Genomic DNA, 16362 nt, shown 5'->3' on the forward strand with positions numbered 1-16362 from the left:
AACGGCCAGAAGATGACAGACTCCAGAACATGGTGGTGGGTGAAGGACTGGCCGCCCGCCCCGGTCCTGCGAGCACCCTCCGGGGCGGGCGAGGGCGGCCCGGCACCCCAGCCAGTGGGTGCCGGGCCGGATGTCCCCGCGCTCGGAAGGGAATCGAGCGCTGGGAGGACCGCCCGGGACCGCCCAGGCGGGTGGGAGCCCCTGCCACCGTCCGGGCCGCACCCGTCCCCAGCGGGACGGCCTCACACACGGCGACAGGGGGGATCAGAGGTGGCCGCGCGCCTGCTCGGTCAGGTGCGGCGGGCGGTCGCGTTCGATCTCGTCCGCCCGCGCCATGGCGTACAGGCGACGCACACACCGGAGGCAGGCGTAGGCGGGCGCGGTCGCGATCCCGTTCGGCCCCGCGATGGAGACAGGCCCGATCCAGACCACCGGCTGAACGACCTGCGGGTCGCAGCCCAGCCAGCAGCGGCCGTTCACGGGCCGGTCGTTGCCTCGGTCGGGGTCGCGGAGATAGAGGTCGATCGCGCCGTTCACCGCGCCTCCCAGGTGGTGCCACTCCCCTGCCGAGCTGCCTCCCGCAGCCGCGCGACGGCCGCGCGGGCGGCGTCGTGAGCCGCGTGCCGCGCGTCGGCGTCCAGCGTGCGGTCCTTCGTGCGGGCCACGGCCGCCAGCAGCCGCCCGACCGGCGCGGCAAGCACGGGCGACTCGCCCAACGGCGCAAGTGCGGCAACCAGTTCACCCGGAACGATCTCCGGGTACGTCAGCCGTGCCCCGTCGTGGCGCAGCGGGTGGAAGGCGAGCGGGATCAGCCGCTCACGGGCCAGGCAGCTCGCGCACGCGCGATGCGTCCACCCGCCCCCCGACCCGGCATGGTGCACCGCCACCACGGTTAACGGCGGCACCGTCGTCCCGCACGACGCACAGCGCTCCGTCACAACCCACCGCCCGAACCCACGCGGGCGGCGCGGTCTCGCACCCGCTCCCGGCAGCCCAGACACAAATCAAGCGGCATCGCGGGCGGGCAGTCCCGCCCGACAATCACCGTCATCGGCTGGTCGTCGCTCAACGGCGGCGGCGCGGGTTCGGGCGGGGGCGTGCGGGGGGTCCTAGCCATGATCGAGCTCCAGTGACCGTCTCAATGCTGACAGTCACGAGCCTGGCGCGCAGACAGGCCCCCAACGTTCCAAGATTTGGAATATAGGGCCCCTGTCGGTACGTCAGGTCATCCCGACCCAGCGAGCGAGCGACGTCAGCTCCTCCGACAGCCGCCGCTGACGGCGAACGAGAGTGCCCACTACCTCCCGCGCTGTCGGGTGGTACCGCACCAGCTGTCCCGCCGTCTCCCGCGCCTTCCGCAACGTCTTCAGCGCCTGCTCGTTGCGCCCCATCTCGGCATACGCCCGCGATAGGTCGATGTGGTGGCGCCCGACCCTCGTTGGCGAGTAGCTGGCAGGGAACCGAATCCCTCGCGCAGCCTCGACCGCCTCGGGCATCTGCTCCAAGTCTACGTTCGTCTCGACACGGTATTGCTGAACATCCGTGGGCCCGAACGACAGCCAGTAGACGTCAGGCACATCCCGCCCGATACGCACCGCCGCCTCTTCGCCCATGGCCAGGAACTCCTCCGAGCGCGTCTGATCCTTGGCGCGCGCCGCGATGAAAGAGGCACGCAGATGCAGCTTCCCCGCCACTGCCAGGGCCGGTACCGACCTCGGATCGTCCGCTTGCTCAACGAGCCGCTGACCGCGAGTCACCAGCTTCAGCCCTACCTCAGGCGTACCACGACGCACGTAGGCGAGACTCCGTGTGTACAGACGCACGGCCTGGAGCAACGGATCTTCTGCCTGTGCGGCTACCCACCCCATGCGGTCCAGGGCCACCGACGCGAGATCGGGAAATCCCAGTCGTGCGGCGAACTGGTGCGCGATCCAGTAGGTGTTCGCGAGGGCGCCAGCTGCCCGGCGCCGCTCGTCCGTGCGCCGCGTCGTGTGCAGCACCGTAGTCAGCTCCCCGAGCAGGCCCGGCAGCTGGCGCCCGACATCGGCGTAGTCAGTGTGACGGAACTGCCGGATCAACTGCTCGGCATTGCCCGTCAGCGCCGCTGTGGGGCGCGGGACGATGTCGGGATCGGGCTCGATGTCGTACAGGTCCAGCGCCTCGGAGAGCGGCGAGATGAGCTGGTCGATCTGGTCCTTGCGCATCTCGGAGATGTACGGCTGCCCGTACAAGACGCTCACGTCCATTCCGAGGGCGCGCCCCACGGCCGCGACGAACGACGGGGAGGCGGGTGACAGGCCCGCTTCCACCTTGGCGATCATTCCTCGAGAGACGAACGCCCGCTGGGCGAGCCCGTCTTGTGTGAGATGCCGGAGCTTGCGGTAATCCGCAACTCGGGCACCCGTGTGATCTTCAGGGCCGTGTGGCATGCTGAACTCCGTTGTGTGTCTTGGCAACCACAACGGTACGCCCCGGTAGTGCTGGGGAACAGCGAACGGCCCTGCCTCACCCGATCGGTGAGCCAGGGCCGTTGTGCTGCGGCATGACGAAGCCCCCGCGCGCGGCCCGGTGGCCCGAGTTCTAGTGATCGTCGCAACACCCGAGAACCGGGAGAGGCGCCTTGCCCCGAGCGCGCCGGAGGGACCCTGGAGCCCATTCTGAGCTACCGGGACCTGATCACGGGAAAACCCTGTCAGCGCCCCGTCGCTCACAGCGTCCTCCTACGGCCGTTGACGTGGCTGGGGCGGGCGGCATACGGCGCGGCAGGGGCGGCCGGTTTGGCGCGAGCCTCCGGAGCGGGGCCCAACCGGGCTGTTGCGGGCAGGCCAAGGGCTGCCCGGTTCGCGGCCAGCGTACGGCCCCGCTCCCTCACGCCAAACCGGCCGCCGCCCACCACCCCGCACGCCACCCGCGACCGCACCCGACCCGCCCACCCACCTAAGGTCACGATCCCACAACGGTCTCAGACGCCGCAAAACCGCAGGTCAGAGGCCCCCCTTAGGGCCGAAGTTGCGACCAACTGGTCGTCGGGGGACGGCCCTACACCGTGTGCGACATGAGCGCGCTCGCCAGCGGCGGCAAGCTGCTGCACTTCCACGGGGGCGAGTCGTTCCACATGGGCTGCTTCACGGTCCTGTGGGCCAGCCGCCACATCTCCCAACTCCCCGGCTTCATCGCGCCCCGCCCGCGACGCTACGAGGCAGCGCGCCACCAGCGCGTCACGCGGTAGCGGAGCTCATCGCGGCCCGTGTGGGGAAAACCCCTCACCGGTCGAGTGCGGCGCGCAGTGCCGAAGCCCTGGGGTCGTCGTATCCGCCGACCAGCTCACGCGCCCTGGCCCGGTGGTGGCGCGCCTCGTCGGGGTCGGTCTCGGCCAGCGCGTCGGCCAGGGCGAGAAGGGCGGACGCCTCGTGCCAGTGCTCTCGGGTCTCCCGGTGAACCGCCGCGGCGCGGCGGTGAAAGTCCGCGGCCTCCGAGGGGCGGTTCATGGCCCGGTAGGTCTCCCCCGCGCCGCTCCAGGCCAGTGCCTCGCGGCTCCGGTCGCCGAGACGGCGGTGCAGCAGCGCGGACCGTTGAAAGGAGGCGAGAGCTTCCCCGTGGTCGCCCAGGGCACGCTGGGCATTCCCCAAGGACAGCAACCAGAACGCCTCCATCACGGGCTCTCGGAGCTCGAGCGCGATACTCACCGACTCCGTCGCGGCACGTTTCGCTCCGGCGAGATCGCCCTGTTCGAGACGGATCAGGCTCAGCAGCCTCAGTGCCTCCCCCATCCCGGCTCGGCTTCCACGCTGCCGGTGGGCGGCGAGGGCCTGATCCACGTCTTCGAGAGCCTCGTCGAGGCGACCGCCCTCATAGCGTGTCGCCGAGAGGTTCGTCAGGCAGATGATCTCCCAGTGCCTCTGGCGCAGTTCGGCGAAGGCGGTGCGCGCTCGCGTGAAGTATCGCTCCGCGAGTGCCAGTTCACGACCTCGGAAGTGGACGAGGCCGAGGACGTTCAGGCTCTGGGCTTCGCCGTCCCGGTCACCGAGTTCACGACGAATCGCCAGCGCGCGCTCGTGGCATTCCCGAGCCTCCGCCAGCTGATGCATCTGATTGCGGGCCATGCCAAGACGTTCCAGCATGCTCGCCTCTCCCGCACGGTCACCCAGCCTGCGCACGGCGTCCAGCCCTTCACGCGTCATGGCCAGGCGATCGCCAAGGGGCGCGCTGGGGGCCATGGCGTAATACAGGAGGGCTGACATCCGCCAGACGTGCCGATCCAGACCTTCAGCACGCGCGGCGCGCACAGCGGCCAGCAGGTTCACGTGTTCTCGTTCCACCCAATCGACTGCTTGATCACGGTCGGTGAAGGTGATGGGCGCGATGCCGTCAGTGGGTGGATCAAGAGGCAGCCTGTCCTCCTCTGGTTCGATCCAGCCGTGGGCCGCGTCCAACGTATGGAGGTACCAGTCGAGGACTCGGCGGAGCGCTCTTTCCCGCTCCGCCACCGTTTCCTGTCGAAGAGCCTCGTCGTTGGCGTAGGCCCGCAAGAGGTCGTGGAACTCGTACCGATCCGGCCCGGACTGCTCCACCAGATGCCCTCCCACCAGGCTGTCGAGCGATTGGCGGGCCATTCTGACGGCAAGGCCGGTGAGTGCCGCGGCGGCATGGATGCCGATTTCGGGACCAGGATGAATGCCGAGCAGTCGGAAGACACGGGCGGCTGACGCGGAGAGAGCCCGGTAGGACCACGCGAATACCGTCCGGACACTGTCGGCGTCGTCATCGTCATCCGTGCTGAGAGTGGTCCACAGTGCCGACTCGTCGCGCAGGTCGGCGATGAGATCGTCCAGTCCCACATATGGTCTCGTTGCCGCACGTTCGGCGGCGATGCGTAAGGCCAAGGGCAGACGGGCGCAAAGCTGGGCCAACTCGAATAGTTTGTCCGTGTCTTCCCCGGGACGGTAGCCCGCCGTGACCACACGGATGAGTTCCACGGCATCGCGTTCGGGGAGGGTGCCAAGGGTCAGGCGTCGGGCTCCGTCTCGTATGGCGAGCCCGGACAGGCGACTGCGACTGGTCACGAGGGCGAGGCTGCCGGTGGAGCCGGGCAGGAGCGGACGGACCTGCCTGGTGGTGGCGGCGTTGTCCAGGACGACGAGGACTCGGCGGTCGGCCAGGCGTGAGCGGTAGAGGGCGGCGGCCTCCTCGATGTTCTGGGGGATGGCCCGGGGAGGAACCCCCAGAGCCGTCAAGAAGCCCTGGAGCGCCGACTGGGCAGTGACCGGCTCTCGGGGGTCGTAGCCGCGGAGGTTGACATAAAGCTGGCCATGGGGAAACCGATCTCGCACCTTGTGTGCCCAGCGCAATGCGAGCGAGGTCTTGCCTACCCCTGCCGTGCCCGCGATCACATAGACAGACACGACAAGGGGAGCGTCGCCATCGCTGGGCAGGACCGCATTCAACTGCTGAAGCTCGTCGGTGCGGTTGACGAATCCTTGGTCGTCTCCCGGCAACTGCCGGGGCGGATGAGCGTCGGGCCCCTGTCCGTACCGGTGGAAGTGCACACCACCACTCAAGGATCCTGCCTGGACGACGTCCCGGGAGGGTGCCGCCAGCTCGTTGCTGGTGCCGCTGGGGTCGTTCTCCCTCTCCGAGGGTTCCCTGTCCTGACTGCCGATGGCGCACCCCTCGACCAGTTACGCGGTCGGCGGCGGAAGGTGGGCCGCGTACCGCTCCATATAGGAATCCAGCTCCTCGCCAGCGTCGAAGAGGGCGGCGATGAAACGCTCCCACTCGCGAATGAGAGGAGGGTCGACGAAGCGTACGGCCCCCTCGGCAATCCCGGCGTCCGAATAGAGGATGTGATACAGCACTTGCCCCCCGAGAGACACCAGCTCGGGAAGCGGGCCATCGCTCTCCGACCGCCCGACCTGATCCGAGGTGAGCACCCGAACGGGAGACCCGCTGCGCGCACGGACCCGAAGAAAGTGAAGCTCCCACTGCACGTAGGGCGACAGGGGCTCCTCAACGATGCGGACACGGCGCATGACCGTGCCTCGCTCGCGGTTCCTCGCGGCCGCCTCTCGCAGGGCTGGCTCCTGGGCCTTCGCGAAGCTCAGAGCCTCATCCCACTCGCCCCGACGGAAGGCGTCATAGCCCGGATTGCCGCTTTCGTCGAAGTCTTGATTTCGCTCCAGCTTCCAGGAATCGTGCTCCCGAATCTTCCCCTCGTAGGTGTCGAAATCGCTGTCGTACTCGGCGAATGTGAGCCGATCCCCGTCCGACAGATCAAGGCCTGGAACGCTGACGTCAAGCATCAGGGATGTCTTTCTTCGCGTTGCGGAGCATGATTCCCGGGATGACCACAAGTCGCTCGCCGGGCGCTATCGAGACACCCTTGGGCAGCTGCTCGGCATAATGGTCTGTGAGATCCCGGCCGATTACCGCCACGTCACCGTTGCTCAACTGCCAGATATCCGGGCAGGTCTTGTCTCCCGTGGTCAGCTTGTCATCCGCTGCCGACCTCCCAAGACGCCGCGAGAATAATGCGGCAGGATCGGGCTCCCAGGGGGCCATGGTCAACCACTCCCTCTCACCGTCAGACCTACAGGCCATCACTCTGCGTCCATGCTAGAGGGGCGGTGTGCCACGAACAATGTGCCGTCAGCGGCCCACGACACACGCGCCACCGGGCTCGCGCGGCGGCGGGCGCCGAACTCGGGTGTGGGGCGAGGCCGTCGGTCGCCTCGCCCCACGGCCCTGTGGGCCAGCCGCCCCATCCCCCGGCTTCCCGGCTTCATCGCGCGCCCTGCCCGGGACGTTACGAGGGAACGCGCCGCTCACGCACCACTCGGTAGCGGAGGTAGACGATGGCCGAGTCGAAAGTGCGGGTCTCGACGAGCTCGAGATCCACCTGGCGCTCGGCCTGCAGGAGGAACGGAATGCCGCCGCCGACCAGCACCGGGTAGACCCTGACCCGGTACTCGTCGATCAGATCAAGCGCGGCCGCCTCGGCGGCGAGAGTCGCGCCACCGATCGCGATGCCGCCCTCCCCCGGCTCGGCCCGCAGCCGCTCGATCTCCTCCGCCAGGCTGCCCGACGCCAGGCGGGCGTTGCCCCGCACCTCGGAGAGCGTGGTGGAGAACACCACCTTGGGAAGGGGATTCCAGACCTCGGCGAACTCGCGCATCGAGGCGTCGAACGTGCGGACATCGGCGTCCTCCCAGCACAGCATCGTCTCGTACAGCCGCCGCCCCAGCAGGTGCACGCCGACGCCGCGCACCTCGTCCGTGGCGAAGCGGCGGACCGCCTCGGGGGTCGGCGTCCAGTTGAAGCCGCCATCAGGGCCCACGATGTAGCCGTCGAGCGAGGCGCTCATCGAATAGGTCACGCTGCGCATCAGAGGTCCTCCTCGGTAACGGGCTCGGACAGTACGACCGCCCGACGCCGCAGAACTCATCGCGGCCGGGTGCCGACCCGCCTGGGATCCGAGGATGGATCCGCGCATCGTAACGCTCGCGACGTGGGGCCTCTTCGCACACAACACCGGCCTCCTCCGTGCGCGCATCATCGCGGTCGACGTCTTCGGTGTTCAGGAACCAGCCGACACGCCCTCCGGTCTGGTCCCCGGCCCGGGTGGCCTGGTCATCAGTCACCACCCTTGCCAGGAGGACGAACGACCACCCAGCGCTTTCCGTCGCCGCCAGGTACATCCCCCAACAGGTCGAACCCGAGCACGTCCACGGAGAAGGTGATCGCCTCGTCGTAGTCACGTACGACCACGGTCACCAATCCAGACGAGCCACCCGACGATCAGGCCGCCGTCCGACGCCGTCTCCAACCCGGCGAACCCATGCGGTCACAGCACTCTAGGCGCGGCTGTCGGCCAGCGCGGCGAGCTGATCGAACGTGCGGACAAGGGTCTCGCGGCGGCGGGCGCGGAAGTCGGGCGTGGGGGCGAGGCCGTCGATCGCCTCGTCCCAGACGGCGAGATACCTCTTCTTCCACTCCCTGACCGTGTCGCCCGACGGCAGGGTGACGCCGACGTAGCCGCGCGTTCCGAGCAGGTGGAGCAGTTCGAGGTTGCACGGGACGGCCACGCCGTCGTACTCGTCGGGCTCGAGCCCGACCGGGTCACCGGCCATCGCCTCGGCCACCTCGTCGACCAACCGGCCGGTGAGCACGGACAGATGGTCGGCCGCCGTGTCCTCGTCGAAGTCCCCGCGCCCCACCTGCCCACCGTTGCTCGCCGCCCGGCCCCCCAACGGTCCCCCGAGGCGTTCCCGCGCAACGGTCCCGCGAGGCGTTCCCGTGAACGTTCCTAGAACGCCCGCGTATAGATGAGGGGGGCCTCGTCCGTGGTGTTCTCGCGGACGAGCCTATCCCCGTCACGGACCAGGAACGTCGGGTCGCCGGAGGCGCACGCCCCCTCCTGCGCCGTCAGCCGCGTCCCTTCGAGATGGACCTCGCCATTCACCACGCCGATGAGGTCACCCTCGAACTCGCAGTGGTAAGGCTGCCCGTCCTCGCTCGTGCCCACGGCCGTCAGCCAGATCGCGGTCTCGCCGGGCGCCGCCTGCCGCACCTCAAGGGTGCGGGTGTGCGCGTAGCCGAACCAGTCGGCGGTGGCCGTCCATTCGCCGAGGAAGAAGTCCGGGATCGGCTCGTCGGCCGTGCCGGTGTCGTCCGGCTCCGGCTCGTCGCGCTCCGGCTCGTCCCACTCGGGCTCCTCCGGCGCGCCGCCGTCGGGCCCCGACTCGTCCGGCCCGTCCGGCCCGGCGTCCTCGGGCGTGGCATCGCCGCTCGGCTCGTCCTCGCTCGAACCCCCGTCGTCGGCGGGCGACTCCTGCGCGGTGTCGCCCGCCCCGTTGTCCCCCGTGGTGCTGGCGTAGACGAACCCGCCGCCCAGCGCGGCGACCAGCAGCCCGGCCAGGGCGACGACCAACCACGGCCTGCGGTCGCGGTGTTCGCCCGTCGAGGGCCCGGGGACGCTCCGGTCGGGGGCGGCCGTGAGCGGGGCGGGGACCGGCGCGGACAGGTAACGCGGGTGCCCCGACACGGGCATCGGCGGCGCGGACGGGGGCAGGGGCGTGGTGGCGGTCGCCGTCGGGGAGGAGTCGGTGCCGGATGGCACGGTGGGCTCGGGGATGTCGAACGGCAGCCACCCCGCGGCGGGCAGGGCGCGGTCAAGGCCCAGCTCGCCCGCTAACTCGCCGCAGAGCGCGAGGACTTCGGCGGCCGTGGGGCGTTCGCCCGGCTCCCGGCGCAGACAGGGCTCGACGATGCGGCGCAACGGGGCGGGGCACGCGGACAGTTCGGGCTCGGCGTGCGCGATGCGGTAGAGGAGGACATCCGCGGGGCCCTCGCCGAACGGGTGGGTCGCGGTGGCGGCCACATGGGCCGTGAGGCCGAGCGTGAACAGGTCGGTCGCGGCGGTGATCGCGCCGCCCGTCGCCTGCTCGGGGGCCATGAACCCGGGCGTGCCCACCCGGATCCCGGTGCCCGTCAACGACGTGGCGTCGGCGGCCTGCGCGATGCCGAAGTCGATGACCACGGGCCCCTCGGCGGCCAGCATGACATTGCCCGGCTTGAGGTCGCGGTGGACCACGCGCGCGGCGTGGATGTCGGCGAGCGCGGAGGCGACCCCGGCGACCAGGCGCAGCACCGTGGGCGGGTCGAGGGGGCCGCCGTCGGCGTTCAACACCCAGGAGAGCGAAGGCCCTTGGACATACTCGGTGGCGAGCCACGGCACCGGGCCCTCGGTGTTGCTGTCCACCACGGCGGCGACATAGCGGCCGCGCACCTGCCGCGCGGCGTTCACCTCCTGCTGGAAGCGCCTGCGGAAGCGCGGCTCGCCCGCCAGGTCGGGGTGGACGACCTTTAGCGCGACGGGCTGGCCGCCGCGCGTGGCCGAGAGATAGACCGTTCCCATGCCGCCCGCGCCGAGGCGGCCCATGAGCTGGTAGCCGGAGATCTCGCGCGGGTCCCACGACTGGAGCGGCGCGGCAGACGGTGGCGTTCCCCAGCCCGCGGCCTCCCGCCGTTCGCCCCGCGGTCCCTGCTGTCCGTGCTGTCCCTGCTGTCCGTGCTGTGCCTGCCGCCCGTACTCCCCGGTGCCGTCCACGGCCACAGCCCCTTCCCCCGCGTGGTCGCCCGTCGTATGTGTCGTGCCCCACTCCGTATCGTAGGGATGGCACATATGCGCTCCGTAACAGCTCGGTAGCGGATCCGTCTCCCGTGCGCGGGGCGCCAGTTGAACCGCACCCGGCACACAACTACGGTCGGTGGGCACAGGAACGAGCGACGACCGGGAGATTCATGACCGACGTGCGCGACGCGGTGATCGCGCTGGTCACCCCCCGGGTCGCCGGTGACGAGGCGGGCGGCGAACGGACGCCCTGGCACGCCGTGTCCAAGGAGTGGCGGCGGGCGGGGGCCGCCCCCGAGCCGCTGCCGGGGTTCGACCCGGCCACGGGCGGGGTCGACCTGTCCGCCGAGGACGTGCGGCTGCCCGGCGTGCTGCCGCTGGTGATCGGCCGCCGCCACAGGAGCGGCGGGCCCAGGGGCAGGCACTTCGGGCCCGCCTGGACCTCGACGCTCGACCAGCGCCTTGAGCTACGCGCGGACGGCGTGCGGCTCGTCGCTGAGGACGGCACGCTGGTGGAGTACCCGGTGCCCACGGGCGGCGTGGCCGTGCTTCCGGTCAATGGGCCGCACTGGCCGCTGCGTTGGGACGGCACGGCGGGCGGGCCCATGACGGTCACCAGGACAGGGAGCGGGATGACGTGGCACTACCGGCCCGTGCCCGGGGTGCCCGGGTCCGAGTTGCCGCTCGTCGAGGTGACCGACCGGCACGGCAACGGCGTGGCGCTCGCGCATGACAAGGGCACGGTCATGGAGCTGGTGCACAGCGGCGGGCAGCGGGTCGGGGTGGTGTCCGAGGCGGGGCGCGTCACCGAGCTGCGGCTGCTCGGCGACGACGACGTGGTGCTCGCCCGCTATGCCTACGGCGAGGCCGGGGACCTGGTCCGCGCCCCCGGTGGGCGCCTCCACCACGACGCCGCGCACCGGGTCACCGGGTGGGAGGACCCCACGGGGACGACGCGCTACTCCTATGTGTGGGAGGGCGGCCACGTGGTCGCGACCGAGGGCACCGACGGGCTGCTCTCGGCGACGATCGCGTACGAGGGCGAGGGGGCGGGCCGCACGACGGCGATCACGGACGGGCTCGGCGCCACGACCGTGCTGGCCTTCGATGAACGGGGCTTGGCTCTCTCCGCGACGGATCCGCTGGGCGCCGTGACGCGTAAGGAGTGGACCGCCGAGGGCCGGATCGCCGCCGTCACCGACCCGTTGGGCCGCACGACGTGGTATGGGTACGACGAGCGCGGCGCGCTGGTGTCGGTGGCCTACGCCGACGGCACCGGGGTCTCGGCCACCTATGACGAGCATGGGCTCATCACGTCGTTCACGGCCGAGGACGGGGCCGTGAGCGAGATCGCCCGCGACGACCTGGGCAACCCCCTGCGCCGGACCGCGCCGGGGGGCGCGGTGACCGTCCGCACCCACGACGGGCGTGGCGCGCTGGCCTCGGTGACCGACGCGCTCGGCGGGCTCTGGCGGGTGACGTGCGACGCCGCGGGCCTTCCCGTCGAGGTCGCCGACCCGATGGGCCGCGCGACGCGGTATGAACGCGACGCGCGCGGCCGGGTCATCCGCGTGACGGGCCCGGGGGGTGCGAGCGTGGCGGTGGGGTGGCACGACAGCGGCGCGCCCGCCGAGGTGACGTGGGCGGACGGGACGGGCGAGCGGTTCCACCACGACGCGGCGGGGCACCTGGTCGAGCACGTGGACGCGGCGGGGCACGTGACGCGCCGGGCGATCGGCCCCTTCGGCGTGGTCACCCGGGTCAGCCGCCCCGACGGCTCAAGCCTCACCAGGACCTTCGACGCGGCGCTTCGGGTCACCGAGGTCAGGGACGGCAGGGGCACCGTGTGGACGTACCGGTACGACGCGGCGGGGCGGCTGAGCGAGGAGACGGGACCTGGCGGCGGCTCGGTGCGGTACAGGTTCGACGCGGCGGGGCAGCTGGCGCGCCGGACGAACGGCGCGGGGCAGCGCGTGTCCCAGACCTACGACGGGCGCGGGCGGCTGGTCGAGCAGCGCTCGGACACCGACATCGCGCGGTTCCGCTACGACCCGGTCGGGCGCCTGGTGGGGGCGGTGGGCGGCGAGGCGTCGGTGACGCGGGTCCTCGACGCCACGGGCGCGGTGGTGAGCGAGTCGTGCGGCGAGCGCACCGTGCGGTTCGCGTATGACGCGCTGGGGCGGCCCGTCGAGCGGCGCACGCCCTCGGGCGCGGTGACGTCGTGGACCTATGACGCGGGCTCGTTCATGATCGGACTGCGGGCGGGGGACCGGGAGTTCGGCTTCGACCACGACGCGCACGGGCGTGAGACGGCCCGGCATCTGGGCCGCCCCGGGGTCACGCTGCGGCAGCGCTGGGACGCGGCGGGGCGGCTGATCGAGCAGGTGCTCCCCGGTGGCGCGCGGCGCAGGACGTACCGCTATCGCGAGGACGGCTTTCTCACCCGGGTGGTGGACTCGGGGGCGGGGATCACCGAGCTGACGCCCGACCCCCTGGGGCGGCCGCTGAGGGTCAACGGGCCCGGTGGCGACGAGGAGCTCGGCTACGACGCCGACGGCGGCCCGTCGGGCGCGGCGTCGGGGTACCGCTATGACACCCAGGGCCGCGTCGTCCAACTCGGCGGCGGCGAGCTGAGCTTGAGCTGGGACGCCCATGACAGGCTCACCGATGTGGTCTCCCGCGACGGGCGGCACTGGCACCTGGTGTACGACGCGCTCGGCCGCCGCATCGCGCGCCAACTCCTCGACGACTACGGTTCTGTGGTCGAGGAGACCGCGCTCGTGTGGGCGGGCGCGCGGCCCGCCGAGGAGATCGCGCCCGACGGCACGGCCACCACATGGCACTGGACGCCCGACGGCGGCCGCCCGGTGGCCCAGTCGACGGCCGCCCCGGGGGCGGTCCCCCGCTGCCATGCGATCGTGACCGACCCCACCGGCACGCCGCTCGAACTGGTCAACGGGCACGGGGGCGTTGCCTGGCAGCGCAGGGCCTCGGCGCTCGGCGCGCGGCGGTCGGCCGACGACGAGGCTCCGGGCGGGCGCCCCGGCCCCTGGTGCGCGCTCGACGGGCCGCACGCGCTGTACGACGCGGCAACGGGCCTGTCGTTCCAGCACGAAGCTGGCGGGGATCCGGCGACCCGGCCCTATGACCCGGTGGGCGGGCGCTTCCTCGCCCCCGCGCGCGAGCCGGGGCCGCACCCGTACGGCAGGGCGCCACGGGCCGCCGCGCACATTCTGTTGCACTGACCGCCTCGCACGCAGCGGCATGTGTAAGTACCCTGTTGCCGCGTCGACTTGGGGGAGGTTGCTGCGGTGGGTGCCCAACAGGGGCCGGTGTTCAAGCCGTTGTCGCCGGAGGATCCTTCCGAGGTGGCGGGCCAGCGGCTGCTCGCGCGCCTCGGCGAGGGCGGCATGGGCGCCGTCTATCTTTCGAGGACCAGGGGCGGTCAGCCCGTCGCCATCAAGGTCGTGCGGCGGGAGTACGCGCGGGACGCGGCGTTCCGGCGGCGCTTCGCGCAGGAGGTGCGGGCGGCGAGCCGGGTGCGGGGATACCACCTGGTGGCGGTCGTCGACCACGACAGCGAGGCGGCGGCGCCCTGGCTGGCCTCGGAGTATGTGGCGGGCGTGGGCCTCGACGAGGCGCTGGCCGCGCGTGGCCCGCTGCCGCTGGACGCCGTGCTCAAGGTGACGGCGTGCGTGGCGCGGGCGTTGGCGACGATCCACGCGGCGGGCGTCGTCCACCGCGACCTCAAGCCGAGCAACATCATGCTCGCCGCCTCGGGCCCTTTTGTCATCGACTTCGGCATCGCCCGCGCGGCCGACGCGACCCAGCTCACCACCACGGGCGGGCTGATCGGGACCCCGCACTACATGTCGCCCGAGCAGGCGCTCGGCGATCCGGTGGGACCGGCTGGCGACGTGTTCGCGCTGGGGCTCGTCGCGGCGGTCGCGGCGACGGGGCGCCACCCCTACGGGGACGGCGGCGGGATCACCGTGGCCACGCAGATCGCCAACACGGCCGTGCGCCCGCCCGATCTCTCGGGCTATCCGGACGCGCTGCGGCCGCTGCTTGAGCGGGCTCTGACCGCCTCGCCCGACGAGCGGATCACGCCGGGCGAGGTGGAGGCGCTGTGCGCGGGGGCCGCCGAGCGGCCGCTCGACGACTTCGGCGGGTGGCTGCCGGGGGAGTTGGCGCGTTCCCTCGCCGAACGGGCCGCCGAGGTCGAGCGGTTGGTGCGCGCGCCCGCGCCCCCTCCGCCCGCCTCGTCCGCGCCGCTGCCCCCGTTGCCGCCCCCGCCCGGGTCGGCGCTCGCGGCGACGGGCAGGGCGGCGCGGCCCGCTCCACCGGAGCCGCCGCGGCCGAAGAAGCGGTCGGGGCGGGCGCGTTGGGCGTGGGGCGGCGCGGTGGCCGCGGCGGCGGCCGTGGCCCTGGTGCTGCTCGCGCCCGTGGTGGCCGACCTGTGGTCCGACGACTCGGGGGCGGGCGCGGAGGGGAACGAGGCGGGCGAGTCGCCGGAGGATCCTCCGGCGGACGACGGGGACGGGGAAACCCCCGGCACCCCCGAACCCGAGCCGGAGCCCTCGACATCGGAGCCCGAGCCCGAGCCGCGCTTCGAACCCCTCATGGAGGGCCAGCCGTTCGAGATCAGGGCGGTGCTCTACGACATCATCTTCGTCGACCTCGACGAGGCGCGGGTGAGCGCCGACTCGGACGACAGCGACGACGACGAGCTGTCCATCTCGGGCTACTCCGACGCCTGGTCCCTGGAGACCACGGCCGGGATCTCGGCGGGCACCTCCCCCGAGGAGTGCCAGGACGCGACGCAGTTCAACGTCATGAGCCCCGAGATCAACTTCGACGACTTCGCGGACACCCTGCCGGTCGGCACCCGGCTGTGCTTCATCACCACCTCGGGCAATCTGGCCCAGCTGGAGATCACGGGGCTGACCGTCTCCGGCGACTACGACAACCTCTACGACGTCTCGACCGTGCTGACCGTGTGGGCGGTCAACCAGCCATGAGCACCGAGGCGCTGGAAGGAATCGAGCCGCACCTGGCCGCGGGGCACCAGGAGGCCGACGCGCTCGTCGACCTCTCCAACGTGGTGCGCGACACCCGCGTCGGCGAACGCGGCGCGCGCCCGCCCCGCTCCCTCCACCGGCTGCGCCTGGTGATCGAGGCCCTGGCCCGGCACACCAGCGACAGCGCCGCGACGGTGTACGCGATCGCCGACGGCAGCCTGGCGCTCGCCCGGCACGAGTACGCCGACCCGGCCGAGCCGCGTCTGCTGCGGCGCTGGATCGAGCGGGGCCTGGTCGATGAGGCGCCCGACGCGGACGGCCCCCTGCTCGAACTCGCCGAGGTCACGGGCCTGCCCGTCATCTCCAACGACGACTTCGCCGACTTCCGCACCGCCCACCCGTGGATCCAGGGGGACACGACGCGGTTCCTCGGCGTCGTGCCCATCCTCGGCGGCACCGCGGTCGCGCTGCGGCCGCGCGCCATGGGCGTGCGCACCCCGGCGCAGATCTCGCGGAAGCTGGAGGAGTCCGACCTCAAGGCGCACGGCCTGCTCCAGGGGCGCGGGCGCAAGCCGATGACCGCGGTGCTCAAGCGGTACTGGTCCTGTCCGCACCGCGGCTGCCAGCTGTACGACCGCTCGCGGGGCAGCGCCGTGCGGCTGCCGCTGCTGCGGGGCGGGACGCCGCTGTGCGAGCTGCACCGCGTCCCGCTCGTGGACGACGGGCCGCGCACGGGGATCGCGCAGCTCAAGCTGCATGTGCGGGGCGAGTGCGTGCGCCGCTTCACGCTCGACGTCGGAACGCGGGTAGCGCTGGGGCGCGCGCCCACGCCCGAGGGGATCGGGCTGCACGGCGTGGTGCCCGAGCCGCTGCTGCGGAGGATCAGCCGCAGCCACCTGGAGGTCACGGCATCGGACAGCGGCCTGCTGCTGCGGGACCTGGGCCGGGGCGGCACGCGGCTGCTGCGGCATGGGACGGCGCGGTGGCGGCCGTTGAACGCGGATGAGCCGACACACTTCAACCTGGGCGATGTCGCCGAGCTGACGCCGGGGGTGACCGTGACGCGCAGCGCGCGGCGTTACCCCCCGGAGATCGCGGCGGCGTGGCGGCGCTCCGCCGCGCGGGAGGCGCGGGGGCCGCGCGCGGCGGCGCTCGGCGCCGAGACGGAGCTGCCGCCCGGCGAGGCCGCGGAGTAACGCGGTGGACGGGGGC

13 protein-coding genes and 1 pseudogene are annotated in these 16362 nt (G+C 72.1%); 4 read left to right on the forward strand and 10 right to left on the reverse strand.

The window, feature by feature from the left end; all coding sequences use genetic code 11:
• Positions 1 to 264 precede the first annotated feature (264 nt).
• The 3 genes from DEH69_RS08655 to DEH69_RS08665 form a co-directional block, all read right to left on the reverse strand.
• Positions 265 to 537: a hypothetical protein gene (locus DEH69_RS08655; RefSeq protein ID WP_113686325.1), complete on the reverse strand. Its 273-nt coding sequence runs from the start codon at positions 535 to 537 to the stop codon at positions 265 to 267.
• Positions 534 to 881 (reverse strand): hypothetical protein, encoded by a 348-nt coding sequence (locus DEH69_RS08660; protein ID WP_181727331.1) that lies wholly within the window; start codon positions 879 to 881, stop codon positions 534 to 536. The genes DEH69_RS08655 and DEH69_RS08660 overlap by 4 nt, the downstream gene beginning before the upstream one ends.
• Before the next feature lie 339 nt (positions 882 to 1220).
• Positions 1221 to 2429, reverse strand: a complete 1209-nt coding sequence (locus tag DEH69_RS08665; RefSeq protein WP_113686327.1) for a helix-turn-helix domain-containing protein — start codon at positions 2427 to 2429, stop codon at positions 1221 to 1223.
• A 626-nt stretch (positions 2430 to 3055) separates the two neighbouring features.
• Here DEH69_RS08665 and DEH69_RS31365 point away from each other — a divergent pair.
• Positions 3056 to 3229 (forward strand): hypothetical protein, encoded by a 174-nt coding sequence (locus DEH69_RS31365; RefSeq protein ID WP_181727332.1) that lies wholly within the window; start codon positions 3056 to 3058, stop codon positions 3227 to 3229.
• 34 nt (positions 3230 to 3263) lie between these two features.
• On the opposite strand, the gene DEH69_RS08670 is transcribed toward DEH69_RS31365, so the two are convergent.
• The 7 genes and pseudogenes from DEH69_RS08670 to DEH69_RS31995 all read right to left on the reverse strand — a co-directional run bounded on the left by DEH69_RS08670 (position 3264) and on the right by DEH69_RS31995 (position 10105).
• Complete coding sequence (locus DEH69_RS08670; protein ID WP_113686328.1) at positions 3264 to 5546, reverse strand: tetratricopeptide repeat protein; 2283 nt, start codon at positions 5544 to 5546, stop codon at positions 3264 to 3266.
• 132 nt (positions 5547 to 5678) lie between these two features.
• Positions 5679 to 6299 (reverse strand): DUF6879 family protein, encoded by a 621-nt coding sequence (locus DEH69_RS08675; RefSeq protein ID WP_258534538.1) that lies wholly within the window; start codon positions 6297 to 6299, stop codon positions 5679 to 5681.
• Positions 6292 to 6558, reverse strand: coding sequence for a hypothetical protein (locus DEH69_RS08680; RefSeq protein ID WP_113686395.1), 267 nt, complete (start codon positions 6556 to 6558; stop codon positions 6292 to 6294). The genes DEH69_RS08675 and DEH69_RS08680 overlap by 8 nt, the downstream gene beginning before the upstream one ends.
• A gap of 244 nt (positions 6559 to 6802) precedes the next feature.
• Positions 6803 to 7381: a dihydrofolate reductase family protein gene (locus DEH69_RS08685; RefSeq protein WP_113686329.1), complete on the reverse strand. Its 579-nt coding sequence runs from the start codon at positions 7379 to 7381 to the stop codon at positions 6803 to 6805.
• A gap of 142 nt (positions 7382 to 7523) precedes the next feature.
• Positions 7524 to 7773: pseudogene (locus tag DEH69_RS32490) on the reverse strand (VOC family protein); the annotation flags it as partial.
• Positions 7774 to 7850: 77 nt separating this feature from the next.
• Positions 7851 to 8213, reverse strand: coding sequence for a DUF4259 domain-containing protein (locus tag DEH69_RS08690; RefSeq protein WP_113686330.1), 363 nt, complete (start codon positions 8211 to 8213; stop codon positions 7851 to 7853).
• An 89-nt stretch (positions 8214 to 8302) separates the two neighbouring features.
• Positions 8303 to 10105, reverse strand: a complete 1803-nt coding sequence (locus tag DEH69_RS31995; RefSeq protein WP_258534539.1) for a serine/threonine-protein kinase — start codon at positions 10103 to 10105, stop codon at positions 8303 to 8305.
• A gap of 194 nt (positions 10106 to 10299) precedes the next feature.
• Between DEH69_RS31995 and DEH69_RS08700 the strand changes: the two genes are divergently transcribed.
• From DEH69_RS08700 to DEH69_RS08710, 3 genes are all read left to right on the forward strand, one after another.
• Entirely contained in the window at positions 10300 to 13374 is a 3075-nt protein-coding gene (locus tag DEH69_RS08700) for a DUF6531 domain-containing protein (RefSeq protein ID WP_113686331.1), read from the forward strand.
• A gap of 66 nt (positions 13375 to 13440) precedes the next feature.
• Positions 13441 to 15150, forward strand: a complete 1710-nt coding sequence (locus DEH69_RS08705; RefSeq protein WP_113686332.1) for a serine/threonine-protein kinase — start codon at positions 13441 to 13443, stop codon at positions 15148 to 15150.
• Positions 15147 to 16346, forward strand: a complete 1200-nt coding sequence (locus DEH69_RS08710; protein WP_113686333.1) for an FHA domain-containing protein — start codon at positions 15147 to 15149, stop codon at positions 16344 to 16346. The genes DEH69_RS08705 and DEH69_RS08710 overlap by 4 nt, the downstream gene beginning before the upstream one ends.
• The last annotated feature ends 16 nt before the right edge of the window (positions 16347 to 16362 follow it).

The sequence above is a fragment of the Streptomyces sp. PT12 genome (genome assembly GCF_003311645.1).
GTDB lineage: Bacteria > Actinomycetota > Actinomycetes > Streptomycetales > Streptomycetaceae > Streptomyces.

Coding starts and splice junctions, on each gene's coding strand:
- DEH69_RS08710 (WP_113686333.1), top strand. CDS start 15,147: ATGAGCACCGAGGCGCTGGAAGGAATCGAGCCGCACCTGGCCGCGGGG.
- DEH69_RS31365 (WP_181727332.1), top strand. CDS start 3,056: ATGAGCGCGCTCGCCAGCGGCGGCAAGCTGCTGCACTTCCACGGGGGC.
- DEH69_RS08700 (WP_113686331.1), top strand. CDS start 10,300: ATGACCGACGTGCGCGACGCGGTGATCGCGCTGGTCACCCCCCGGGTC.
- DEH69_RS08685 (WP_113686329.1), bottom strand. CDS start 7,381: ATGCGCAGCGTGACCTATTCGATGAGCGCCTCGCTCGACGGCTACATC.
- DEH69_RS08680 (WP_113686395.1), bottom strand. CDS start 6,558: ATGGCCCCCTGGGAGCCCGATCCTGCCGCATTATTCTCGCGGCGTCTT.
- DEH69_RS08675 (WP_258534538.1), bottom strand. CDS start 6,299: ATGCTTGACGTCAGCGTTCCAGGCCTTGATCTGTCGGACGGGGATCGG.
- DEH69_RS08665 (WP_113686327.1), bottom strand. CDS start 2,429: ATGCCACACGGCCCTGAAGATCACACGGGTGCCCGAGTTGCGGATTAC.